We start from the raw sequence: 11,429 nt of genomic DNA, 5'->3' as shown, positions 1-11,429 counted from the left end.
AAGAACTTTTATAAAATTACCTTGTGAACATCCGCTGAACCCCGGAAAAAGGCCAGCTTCCATTCACATATGGTGCTCTTTTCAGATGCCAACTACCAAACAACCAAATTGTCAAAAATCAGTTTCGCCAATGAATCGCTTTCGCAATCGACCGGCGAGTCGCTGCCCGAAGACAGCCGGCCGAGATCGTTTTATTCCTCTGAGCGAGGTGATCTCGGCCGGTCGTTTTCGAGCGAGCGGAGAAGTTAGCGACTCGCTAACTTCGCGTCAAGCGGAAGGCTGAATGAAATCTTAAAAAAGTTTTCATTCAAGTTTCACTTGACCCCGCAGTGAAAACGTTGGCGAGCGGTAAGGCTCGCGAGCCGTTTCTTGGCTGCGGGTTGAGAAGAATAGCGTCCCGTCGCCGGGCGTCAAGTCGACTTCGAGGCAAAGCCTGAAAGTTTTTCTCAACCGCTGTTTTCTCCTTTGCTCCGGAAACGGATCGCTAGGCGATTCGCTCCATTTCGACGATCCAGGAGACGAATAATCTCTTGGCGTCGCGGCGAGAAAGGTACTGTTCCGGCGATCTCCCCGAAAGGGCAGTTAGCCAGAAATTTTTGCTTTTCACCATCTTTCCTAGCCGCCATCTCTTTGGGGTCGAGCGAGGTGCTGCAAGCGGCCAGGAAGATACTGTTTCGGCACCCGGCACTCCCTGGCTTGATCGCTTTCGGGCCGATTGAGAGCGTTTTTGTCCGATCGGACCTGTTTTGGGACACTTAGAACGCTGGGCTCACCAAGGACGGTGCTAGCGTCGACCAAGTCGACAGCCGGTCGAGCGGGTGGTCGCGGTGTTAAGAGATCGCGGTGCAAGCCGTAGTTGCAGATCCGCAAACCGACGGAGCTCTATAGAAACGGTTCGTCCCAGGGTAGCGCGCCACCCAATAGGCGTGCAGGCGCATAAAAATAGCCACGTGCCGAAAATCGACACGTGGCTATCGAGTGGAGGTAGACGGACTTGAACCGACGACATCCTGCTTGCAAAGCAGGCGCTCTCCCAACTGAGCTATACCCCCGAAAAACTGTTTGCCTTGACCGGCTTGCAGCTAGCTTACGACATCGCAAAGCTAATTGCTAGTGGCTATTCGCTAGAAGCTTTTTTAGTGGGCGTGCCAGAACTCGAATCTGGGACCTCGTCGTTATCAGCGACGCGCTCTAACCAACTGAGCTACACGCCCGGGTGTTTCTGGCCTCGCGACCAGCGGGGCCGAAGTTTAGGAAGTTTTGGCCGCTTGTCAAAGCCTCTTTGGTAGCGAATCGAGCTAAAAGTCCAGATTTTTTTGCCGTAGCGCGAATGGGAGATCAAGTTTCTGACGAAAAACATGCCTGAGGGACTCATCGTCAGCCAACCCCCACTGTCTCGGCGCAACAAGCCACTTTCCTGACCTGATGGGTGGGTTTTGGCTGGCCGTATTCGTTCCTCCATAGTAAAATGCCTCGTTTGGGAAGTTTGCCATTCTTGGCACGTCTTCTTCCGTGTATAAGAAGTCTCTATGAATCTCCGAATTGTCGCTGCTGTCGTCATCGCCTCGCTGACGTGCGGCCTATCGCCTGCATCTGCTGCCCTGGTGACCTACATTTTTACCGGAAATACGTCGGTCACGATTGGGGCGAGCTACTTCGACAACGTCGATTACCAGGTCGAATTCTCCATCGACAGCTCGGCACCCGACCTCCTTCCCGCTACCAACGTGGGCGGATTCAGCGGTGGTCAAACTCGGCTGACATTGACGGACGTCAGTGCGTCTCCAGTGTCAACTAATGTCACCAACGCCCTGTCGACGAATGTCACCGGGATCAGGCTGGAAAGATATAACCCGAGTGACCCGCAGCAGCAGTTTATCTCGCTGGCGGATCCATTGGATTTCACGATTGGGGCAAATACAGGCCAATGGAGTTCCAACGGCCCGCTCGTCACTGTGAACTCCATCTCACCGTTCGATCCATCTTTGCTTCCCAGTCAGGCGAGTAACCGCTACAGCGGTCCAAACGGCCCACTGCTCTGGGACTTTGTCGGGGGTGCACCGAATGTGGCATTCAACGACGTGAGGACCTTCTTCGCGAGCAATGGCGTGGCGGCGGTGCCCGAGCCATCCGCGTTGGTTGCTTGCGGGCTGGGCGTCGCTGGCGCGTACGTCTACGGTCGCCGGAAGCGACGAGTCATCTCCTGAGAGCCGCATCGCCGCGAGCTCAGGCATTCCCACCGGGCGTCACAGCCGAACCGTAGAAGTGCACGTCCTGTTGCGGGTAGGGGATCGATATGCCGGCTTGATCGAACTTGCGTTTGACCTCCCGGGTCACCTCCGTCTTCACCTGCCACCAATCAGTCGTCTTGGCCCAGGGACGACAGACGATATTGACCGACGAATCGGCGAGTTCATGGGTCACGACGACCGGTTGGGGATCGCTCAGGACCAGAGCGTTGGCGTCCAAGACCTGCTTGATCAGATCCTCAGCCTGCTCAAAATCGTCGTCGTATCCAATCCCAAACTCCAAATCAACGCGGCGGGTGGGGTTGGCCGTGATGTTGGTAATCACGTTGTTCCAAATCTCATTGTTGGGAACGTGTATCGTTTGATTGTCAAAGGTCCGAAACGTCGTCGAGACAAGATTCATTTGCGCTATCGTTCCGGTGATGCCCCCCGCGCTGACGACATTGCCAACATCAAAAGGCCGATTGATCAAGATCATCAATCCACTGGCGAAATTGCTGAGCGTACCCTGCAGGGCCAAGCCAACGACCAATCCCGTCGCCCCAATCGCGGCCAGGACGGGCGTGATGTCCACCTCCAGAGCGGTCAACGCGATCGCAAAGCCCACCAGCATCACCACATTCTTGATCATGCTAGCGATCAACCGCTCGGCGAGTTGGCTGAGTTTGAGTTTTCGGTCGAGCAGCCAGTTGACGATCGCGGCGATGATTTTGGCGACGAAGTAGGTGACGAGCAGGATCAATGCGAATCGACCGACATTCCACGCCAGCCGCTGACCGCCTTCCTTGGACGTCAGCCAACCGACGATACCGGCCCAGGCAGAAGCCGCATCGGAAGTGTCCAGTTCGATGCCCGAGACCGCGGCGGAGTAGGTGCGGTACTCCGAAACATCCCCACCTTTGGCTTCGAGCGAATCGAGCACAATTCTCAACCGATCGTTCAGTACCGTCCGCTGATCTTGCAGCTCTGTGACGCTGGTGAGCATATCCCCTTTGAGTTTGGACGCGGTATTGACCGTTTCCGTTCGAGCGGCGGCCTCGGCAGCCTCCTGCGGATCGGTTTCGGCAGTGCCAGCAGTGTCGTCGCCAGTGGTGTCATCGCCAGTGGTATCGTCGCCCGCAGTGTCATCGCCGGCGGTATCGCTCTCAGCGGACACGGCGTCTGATGCGGTTTCATCTGCTTCTGCCTCTGCTCCCTCGTCGGATGGGCTATCGCCATCAACCTCTTCAACGCCCATGTTTTCCTGGGCGGCCGCTGTCACCTCTTTCTCTTCCGTCTTGGCTTGATCGGTCGCGGTCTTGGTAATCGATTCAGCGACCTTGAGTGAGCTTTTTGCGGCCTGATCGTCCTTCGCATTCAAGGCTTCGTTCGCCTTCTTCACCCCCATCCGCACGGCGGCGATTTCGCGAGCCTTCGAACGCAGCAATTTGAACCAGGCGTCCGATTCCACCTGCAATTCGGATCTCGTCAACGGTTTGACCATCACCTTCAACTGGTCCAACGGGATGGCCGGATTGATCGTCGTGTGGGCGGTGTAAGTGGATTCGGTCGCAGCATCACCTTCTGCCGCCAGGGCCATCGACGCGGACAGGCCGCCGCCGAGCCAAACCACCAACAGCCAGAGGCACAGATTTCTCGAGCTACCATTCTTCATTTCATTGCATCCGTTAAAGCGTGTCTTGAATCGATCGACTGGTGGGGAGCTCCAAGGCTACGGGACGGAATCATTGATCACAATCGGCTGTGCCAGCAGTAGCCGTTTCGTGAAAAGCTCAGCCGCAGGACGACCGCTGAGGAAGCTTGTCGATCGATCGCGGCGGTCTGCGACAACGCGTCGCAGGTGATCGATATCTCGCGAATTCGGCGGGGGATTGCCTCGGTGTCTCCGTCGGTCACGCAGTGGGGCTGCGAAGTCGATTTTTCGACAACGTCCATGCCGGATCGGCATGTCGGCCGTTCGTTCGCTACTCAGACGTCGGCGCCGAGCCGTAGAAGTGCACGTCCTGCTGCGGATAGGGGAACGAAATGCCGGCTTGATCGAACTTGCGTTTGACCTCCCGGGTCACCTCCGTCTTCACCTGCCACCAATCAGTCGTCTTGGCCCAGGGACGACAGACGATATTGACCGACGAATCGGCGAGTTCATGCGTCACGACCACAGGTTCGGGATCGCTCAGGACCAGAGCATGGGCCTCCAAGACCTCCTTAATCAGATTCTCGGCTTGTTCAAAATCGTCGTCGTATCCAATCCCAAACTCCAAATCAACGCGGCGGGTGGGGTTGGCCGTGATGTTGGTGATCACGTTGTTCCAAATCTCATTGTTGGGAACGTGTATCGTTTGATTGTCAAAGGTCCGAAACGTCGTCGAGACAAGATTCATTTGCGCTATCGTTCCGGTGATGCCCCCCGCGCTGACGACATTGCCAACATCAAAAGGCCGATTGATCAAGATCATCAATCCACTGGCGAAATTGCTGAGTGTACCCTGCAGGGCCAAACCAACGACCAATCCCGTCGCCCCAATCGCGGCCAGGACGGGCGTGATGTCCACCTCCAGAGCGGTCAACGCGATCGCAAAGCCCACCAGCATCACCACATTCTTGATCATGCTAGCGATCAACCGCTCGGCGAGTTGGCTGAGCGTGAGTTTCCGCTCGAGCAGCCAGTTGACGATCGCGGCGATAATCTTGGCGACGAAGTAGGTAATCAGCAGGATCAACAAGAATCGACCGAGATTCCATGCGAATCGCTGACCTCCTTCCTTGGACGTCAGCCAACCGACGATGCCGGCCCAGGCCGCAGCGGCATCGGAGGTATCCAAATCGATGCCCGAGACCGCGGCGGAATAGGTGCGATACTCCGAGACGTCGCCACCTTTGGCCTCGAGCGAATCGAGAACGACATCCAAGCGGTCACTCAACGCCGTCCGCTGATCTTGCAGTTCCGTGACGCTGCTCAGCATCTCGTCCTTCAATTCACTGGCGGCCCCCTGGGTTTGCGAAACAACTTCGCTCTCTTGGTCGCCCTGGTCGTCAATGGAATCCAGGTTAGGCTCAGCGGAGGCTGCCGGTTCAGCGGAATCGGCAGTTCCAGCGTCCGAGTCTCCAGTGTCCGAGTCTCCAGCGTCGGAGCCCCCCGCATCGGCGTCCGCATCGGCATCGTCCGGGTCGACGTCGCTGTCGGCTTCATTCTCGATGGGTACATCGTCGACCCCCAGTTTTTCCCGAGCGGCTGCGGTCACCTCTTCCTCTTCTTCACGGGAGACGTCGGCGACTGTACTGGTAATCGACTCAGCGACTTCCAGGGAATTCTTGGCCGCCTCATCGTCATCGGCGTCCAAGGCTTCGTTGGCTTTTTTGACACCCATTCGCACGGCGGCGATCTCACGAGCCTTGGCACGCAGCAATTTGAACCAAGCGTCCGATTCCACCTGCAATTCGGACTTGGTCAACGGTTTGACCATCACCTTCAATTGGTCCAGCGGAATGGCCGGATTGATCGTGGTGTGGGCGGTGTAGCTCGGTTCGGCGGCAGCATCACTGTCCGCCGCCGAGGTCATCGACGCGGATAGACCGCTGCCGAGCCAAACAATCACCAACCAGAGGCACAGCGTTCTCAAGCTACCATTCTTCATTGCAATGCATTTCCTTTTAGCGTGTCTCGAACCAATCGACTGGTGGGGAGCTTCAAGGCTAAGGGACGAACGCACTGCTCACAATCGTGGGGACCAATTGAGTTCCTCAGCAACGCACGACAATTTCTGTCGTAGTGGACGAGGCGACCAGTTCCGCAGTCGCAGGACTCGTCGCCTCGTCCAATACGAAAACCGACACTGATTCATCGTGTGTTGCTTAACTGTCGCTATGACGCTGAAATGTCTCATGGGGTAGTTCACCGAATAGCTTGCGGTAGTCTGCAGAGAAGCGTCCCAGATGGGCGACACCCCATTTCTCGGCGAGAGTTCGAATCGATGTCGATCGATCGTCACGTTGCAACAGTTCCCGGCGGACCCGATTCAATCGAGTAACACCAAACAACTGTTTCGGACTCAGTCCATAGACCTCCTTGCAGAATCTCTGCATGGCCCTCTCTCGCAGACCGGTCTGGTCGAGCAGCGCTTCGAGAACGAACGGCTTGGTCACGCGGTTGGCCACAAACCGCTCGATACCCGCAACGATGCAGCGACAATTACAATATCAGCGCTTACACCGACGTTCTGATGGGCTAAGCGAAGTTCGAAAAGCGTCGCGATGAACTCAAAGCCGATCTTGCGGAACGAAAAGCCAAGCTTAACTAAGCTGGTGAACTGATTTCCGAGGCTCTGTCCTAAGCGTTGCTCTTTCCAACGCGCGTTCGTTTCGCTGAGGCAGGACGAAGTCAACACCGTATGTCGGTTTCTATCGGGAATCGAAGGTGCGGTTCGGCCTGCCCAGCGGCGACGATTGAATTGCCCGCGCTGCCCCCGTCGTAGCGTGGGCGCAATTTTTGTTCTCGCATGCTAGCCTGAAGGGGGACACATCAGACGTTGTGTCCCCCTTCGGGCTGGCAGTTCATTCGGCGCGGCTTGCCGTTGGCTGACCGGCCTGAAGAAAGCAGCTACGACTGGGTACAGCGAGTCGCTCAATCGGCAGATTCAATCACTCGATGGCAAGTTGAAGGCAGCCGATGCGAAGGAGCGTCAAGCGATCATCTCGCAGATCAACCGGGCCAAGGCACAGCTGAAGAAGATACTGCCGACTTCGAAGTGAGCCGGTAGCACGCGAAGCCCGTCTTTGAGCTGCTCGGGAATTGAGAGCCACTCCGAATCCCGTGCAGCGCGGCTGGTGCGTGCACACCGATTGCAACTGGATCTGGTACGCCGTCCGGCACTCCATTGCTTGCGGGCCCCTATTCCTCGTCAACGCCCATCGCTTTGCCGAGGCTGTGTCCCAATTGGCCTCCGACGGCTCCTCCGATGGTCTGCAGCGGCCGCTGCAGCTTGTCTCGAATCGAATCCGCTTCACGCTCGATGCCGTCGACAATATTCTCGGCTTTCGCTCTGACCTGCTGAACCTCACCTTTAATTCGCTCGGCTTCATTGCCGATTTTCCAAACGACCACGACTAAGATGATCAGGGTGATCGTCATTACCAGTGAGATCCCGAATTGGTACCACTTGATCAATTCGACCGAATGTGCCAACTGAATCGTCCTGGCACGGGTTTGCTCGCGATCCCTGCGAATACGCCGCCGGCGCCGGTGGCGTGCGCGCTCCGCTCGGGCTTCTTCTTGTTCGAGCAAGGAAGAAACCGCGACGGACAATTCCTTGGTTGACATCGCCTTGGTTTCAGTTTCCATGATTTCCTGGTGAGGTTGAGTAGAAACGCGTGGCCCCCGCGAACGAGTCTGCCGCGAGCAGCGGATTGCGACGGTGGCCCGCACTGGACGGGCTTGGAATCCAGACATTGTAATCTGAAATTCCTGCCGCACCGCATCTTTCTGGCTCACCGGACTGGTGCGCCCATGGAAGTTCACCAAGAACCTATTTGAAATGGACAGAGTGCCTCAGGGATGATGCCCCGTGTTCTCGAGCGAGGAATGAGTCGAAAACACGGGGAGGCAATCGGCACCCCTTTTTGCCTTATTTCACGTCTTTGATCGCGACGACGCTACCCGCTGTCTCATCGAACGTGTCACCCAGTTGGGTCACGTAGAGGCGACCGTCCGGTCCGAAGGCACAGGACACAGGACCTTCGAGTTCAACACCGGTGTCGGTCACGTCGACCTCACCGTCATCACCGAGATCAACGGTGACGACACGGCCTTTGTTGACACTCGACAGCGCCCAGTTGTTCTCAACGACAGCGAACTTGTTGCCCTCGATGTGGGCCATTCCCATCGGATTGACCAGCTCAGGCAACTTCCACTGCTTGACGGGTTTCTTCGTCTCCAAGTCCCACTGGACGATCAAGCCATCGACTTTGCCGCCCGCGCCGGAATAGAGCACGTAGAGGGTGTTGTCGGGGCCAACGACCGTCTGCATGGGAGAGTTCGTTTCGATGCCGTTTTCGTCAGCCGACAAGAGCGGTTCGAGTTTCTTGGTGGCAGGGTCGGCCGACAGGACCCATGACTTGCCGTCGTATCCCTGTCCACAAACAAACACCTGCTTACCATCATCGGAAACACTCAGGCCGGTCAGGTTGCCTTCGCCCTTGTCGATCTCGTCATCCGAGGTCGGACCGACTGAGTTGGTGGCCACGCCCGAGGATGCTTCACCCGGTCCCTCGAACATCAACAGGGTTTCGTTCCCGTCGGTCTTGCCGGAATCCGTCACGACCAAGGTTTTCCCGATCCAGATGGCCGAAAGAGGACCCACCGCGTACCATTTCTTGCCGCTTTCGTCACTCTTCCAAAACTCCGTGTCGAAGCCTCGAACGTAGTCGATTTGCTGTTTTTCGCTGAGCGTACCCTTGGGCAGCACCAAGACGCTGCCGCGGGAATCGCAGACGGTCATCTCGCCAGCATCGTTGAAGCTGACGCTCGAGGGGTTCTGCAGACCGTTGAGTACCGTTTCGACTGCGTGCTCCTCCGCCTGAGCGGTGCCAGCGAATCCGAGTGCTAGCAGGGCGACGGGCGTCGCGACCCAGTTTTTCAAATTCATTTCTTAGCTCTTCTCGTTGCATGTGTGGAGTAACTGAAGGACCCGCCACTGTAACATGGAAATGGGGCCCGCAAAATTTCACTCGGTGAATTTTAACGGGATCATCTCGAGTCCAAAAGTTGGATTGTCTGCCACGTTTGCGTTACACTGCGTCGTTCCCACCCTCATCTTCCTCCTTGGACTGCGAATCGACGATGATCCTCAGACTTCCCACCGCAATCTTGCTCGCGTTCGGGATGGCTATCGCTGCAAATGCCGCCCAGCCCAACATCTTGTTTATCTTTTCCGACGACCATGCCGAACAAGCGATCTCGGCATACGGATCGAAGGTCAACAAGACACCGCATATTGATCGCATCGCCGAGCGTGGCGCGCGGTTCACCAATTCGTTCGTCACCAATTCGATCTGCACCCCGAGCCGAGCCACCCTGCTCACCGGCCAGTACTCGCATCTCAACGGCGTCCCAGTATTCAATCGGTTTGACTCCTCCCGGGACACGGTTGCCAAACACCTGCAGAACGGTGGCTACCACACGGGCATCATCGGCAAGTGGCACCTCGGGTCAGACCCGGTCGGCTTCGATCGCTGGATCGTCCTGCCCGGCCAGGGTGCCTACTGGAACCCCCAGTTTCTCGTCGAGGGCAAGCGTCTCACGATCGAAGGCCACTGCACCGACATCACCACGGACCTGGGCATCGAGTTTCTGAAAACAAGACCGCAGGACAAGCCGTTCTTCTTGATGCTGCACCAGAAGGCTCCGCACCGGGCCTGGGAACCCGATGAGCGGAACAAGGCGAAGTTCAAGGACAAAACGTTCCCGGAACCCGAGACGTTCTGGGACGACTACGCCACACGCCCCACGGCGCTCCCTGAAAACCAGCAAACGGTGGCTCACGACCTGACACGCCGCGACTTGAAACTCACCCCACCGGAAGGCTTAGCAGGCCGCGAAGCGAATCAATGGCGGGGCGTCAAACCAACTGAATTGTCGGTCGATGGTGAAACGCTCTCGGGCGATGAGTTGACGAAGTGGAAATATCAACGATACATGCAGGACTACCTGGCCTGCGTCCAAGGCGTCGATGACGGTGTGGGTAAAGTGCTCGACTTCCTCGATACCTCCGGATTGGCCGAGAACACGATCGTCATCTACTGCGCCGACAACGGCTGGTACCTCGGTGAGCTCGGACTCTACGACAAGCGATTCATGTACGAGCCCGGCCTGCGGGTGCCATTGATCGCCTGCGGTCCTGGGATCAAGCCAAACAGCACGCCCGATCAGTTTGTCGCCAATATCGATTTGGCGCCCACCTTCCTCGATCTCGCAGGATTGCCCGTTCCCGATTTCATGCAGGGTCGTTCACTGGCACCACTGCTCCGCGGCGAATCACCTTCGAATTGGCGGGACTCCGTTTACTATCGTTACTACCACGACCCCGGCCACCACAACACGGCCGCCCACCTGGGCGTGCGAACCAAAACGCACAAACTGATCTATTACTGGAAAAAGGATGCGTACGAGATGTTCGATCTGGTCCAGGACCCGCTGGAACAGCACAACCTGCTATTCGATAAGGAAGAAGCCAGCCAACCGGAGATCGCCGCCAAGTTCGACGAGCTCAAGGCCGAGATTGCTCGATTGCAGGACGAGTTCCAGGATGACGGTCAGTACGCCGACCCGGCCACCTGGCCCAAGGGTGGAACCGGCGGCTCAGCCAGCCCACATCAACCGGCAGGAAAGAAGACCGTTGCCGAAGCGATGAAGATGACGGCCACGTAGGGGATTGGACTGGGAAATACGTGATACTGGATTGGTAATGCCCTATTAAAGTTTCATGATCTCTTTTCCTTGTGCCGACCCAAGAGCACGCCATACGTTTGCGTCAATCGACTCTGACAGGGTCTTGGCTGAACCGTCTGCAAATCCCGAATGAAAACCTGCCGAGTGATTACTCGACGGCGCATACAATCCTTCGCTAAAGACATTCCCGTTGGTACAGTTGACTGTCATCCGCGGAAATACCGCAATCATGCGGCTGATGCCAATGGATGAAAACAGCCACTCCGATCCGAGTGACGCGAATTGGCGTCTGGCACGGATCAACTCGGGATCTTCGCCTATTGCATCACATTCGGCGAAATAAACATCCTCCTCGTACGCCAGAGGAGGCAGGTGGAAATCGACGCCATGCCGAAGCATAGTTCTGAAGGCCTAGCGAGACCTGGCGAAAGTTGTTGATACAGGATATCTGCCGAGCAGATGATCGTGCTCTCATCACCGCGGGAAGCAGAACTGCCATGAGGATTGCGATGACAGCCAAGGCGACCATGAGCTCGACAATGGTCAGCCCTTTGCGGCAGTCGCCAGCGCGCCTGAAATCGAGACTCTTGGTGATGTCTCGTTTCCCAAGCAAGCATCTCGTTCTGGCACTGATCGTCGAACCGCTGTTTGGAAGCTTGAAATATCGCATGGATGGGAATGCCTCTTCGATCTTGCAAGAATTACTATTCAATACGCCATACGTGCAGGCGGAGCTA

The 11,429-nt window shown here is 56.7% G+C and carries 10 protein-coding genes and 2 tRNA genes; 2 read left to right on the top strand and 10 right to left on the bottom strand.

Annotated elements, in window-relative coordinates; genetic code table 11:
• Window positions 1–979 precede the first annotated feature (979 nt).
• Window positions 980–1,052: transfer RNA gene (locus tag CA85_RS13415), tRNA-Ala, on the bottom strand.
• A gap of 88 nt (window positions 1,053–1,140) precedes the next feature.
• A tRNA-Ile gene (locus tag CA85_RS13410) sits at window positions 1,141–1,214 on the bottom strand.
• 315 nt (window positions 1,215–1,529) lie between these two features.
• Here CA85_RS13410 and CA85_RS13405 point away from each other — a divergent pair.
• A complete protein-coding gene (locus tag CA85_RS13405) occupies window positions 1,530–2,207 on the top strand; it encodes a PEP-CTERM sorting domain-containing protein (protein WP_146391848.1) in 678 nt (225 codons plus the stop codon).
• Between the two features lie 19 nt (window positions 2,208–2,226).
• On the opposite strand, the gene CA85_RS13400 is transcribed toward CA85_RS13405, so the two are convergent.
• From CA85_RS13400 to CA85_RS13375, 6 genes are all read right to left on the bottom strand, one after another.
• Window positions 2,227–3,903, bottom strand: a complete 1,677-nt coding sequence (locus CA85_RS13400; RefSeq protein ID WP_146391847.1) for a mechanosensitive ion channel family protein — start codon at window positions 3,901–3,903, stop codon at window positions 2,227–2,229.
• 77 nt (window positions 3,904–3,980) lie between these two features.
• Entirely contained in the window at window positions 3,981–4,184 is a 204-nt protein-coding gene (locus CA85_RS13395; protein WP_146391846.1) for a hypothetical protein, read from the bottom strand.
• A 29-nt stretch (window positions 4,185–4,213) separates the two neighbouring features.
• Window positions 4,214–5,884, bottom strand: a complete 1,671-nt coding sequence (locus tag CA85_RS13390) for a mechanosensitive ion channel family protein (protein WP_146391845.1) — start codon at window positions 5,882–5,884, stop codon at window positions 4,214–4,216.
• Window positions 5,885–6,101: 217 nt separating this feature from the next.
• Complete coding sequence (locus CA85_RS13385; protein ID WP_146391844.1) at window positions 6,102–6,404, bottom strand: helix-turn-helix domain-containing protein; 303 nt, start codon at window positions 6,402–6,404, stop codon at window positions 6,102–6,104.
• Between the two features lie 733 nt (window positions 6,405–7,137).
• Window positions 7,138–7,587: a hypothetical protein gene (locus tag CA85_RS13380; protein ID WP_146391843.1), complete on the bottom strand. Its 450-nt coding sequence runs from the start codon at window positions 7,585–7,587 to the stop codon at window positions 7,138–7,140.
• 283 nt (window positions 7,588–7,870) lie between these two features.
• Window positions 7,871–8,890: a YncE family protein gene (locus CA85_RS13375; RefSeq protein WP_146391842.1), complete on the bottom strand. Its 1,020-nt coding sequence runs from the start codon at window positions 8,888–8,890 to the stop codon at window positions 7,871–7,873.
• Window positions 8,891–9,084: 194 nt separating this feature from the next.
• Here CA85_RS13375 and CA85_RS13370 point away from each other — a divergent pair, with 194 nt between their 5' ends.
• Window positions 9,085–10,671 carry a sulfatase family protein gene (locus tag CA85_RS13370; protein ID WP_222435448.1) on the top strand — a complete coding sequence of 529 codons (1,587 nt, stop codon included), beginning with the start codon at window positions 9,085–9,087 and terminating at the stop codon, window positions 10,669–10,671.
• Between the two features lie 45 nt (window positions 10,672–10,716).
• Here the strand turns inward: CA85_RS13370 and CA85_RS26135 are convergent, their stop codons facing one another.
• The gene (locus CA85_RS26135; RefSeq protein WP_146391841.1) at window positions 10,717–11,091 is read right to left on the bottom strand and encodes a DUF1559 family PulG-like putative transporter; all 375 of its coding nucleotides are present in this window, start codon (window positions 11,089–11,091) and stop codon (window positions 10,717–10,719) included.
• The gene (locus tag CA85_RS26130; protein ID WP_146391840.1) at window positions 11,018–11,362 is read right to left on the bottom strand and encodes a type II secretion system protein; all 345 of its coding nucleotides are present in this window, start codon (window positions 11,360–11,362) and stop codon (window positions 11,018–11,020) included. Before CA85_RS26130 ends, CA85_RS26135 begins: the two co-directional genes overlap by 74 nt.
• Window positions 11,363–11,429 lie beyond the last annotated feature (67 nt).

The organism is Allorhodopirellula solitaria (assembly GCF_007859855.1).
Taxonomy (GTDB): Bacteria; Planctomycetota; Planctomycetia; order Pirellulales; family Pirellulaceae; genus Rhodopirellula; species Rhodopirellula solitaria.
The sequence above is the reverse complement of the archived record's forward strand: the minus strand, read 5'-3'. Positions and strand labels throughout refer to the sequence as shown.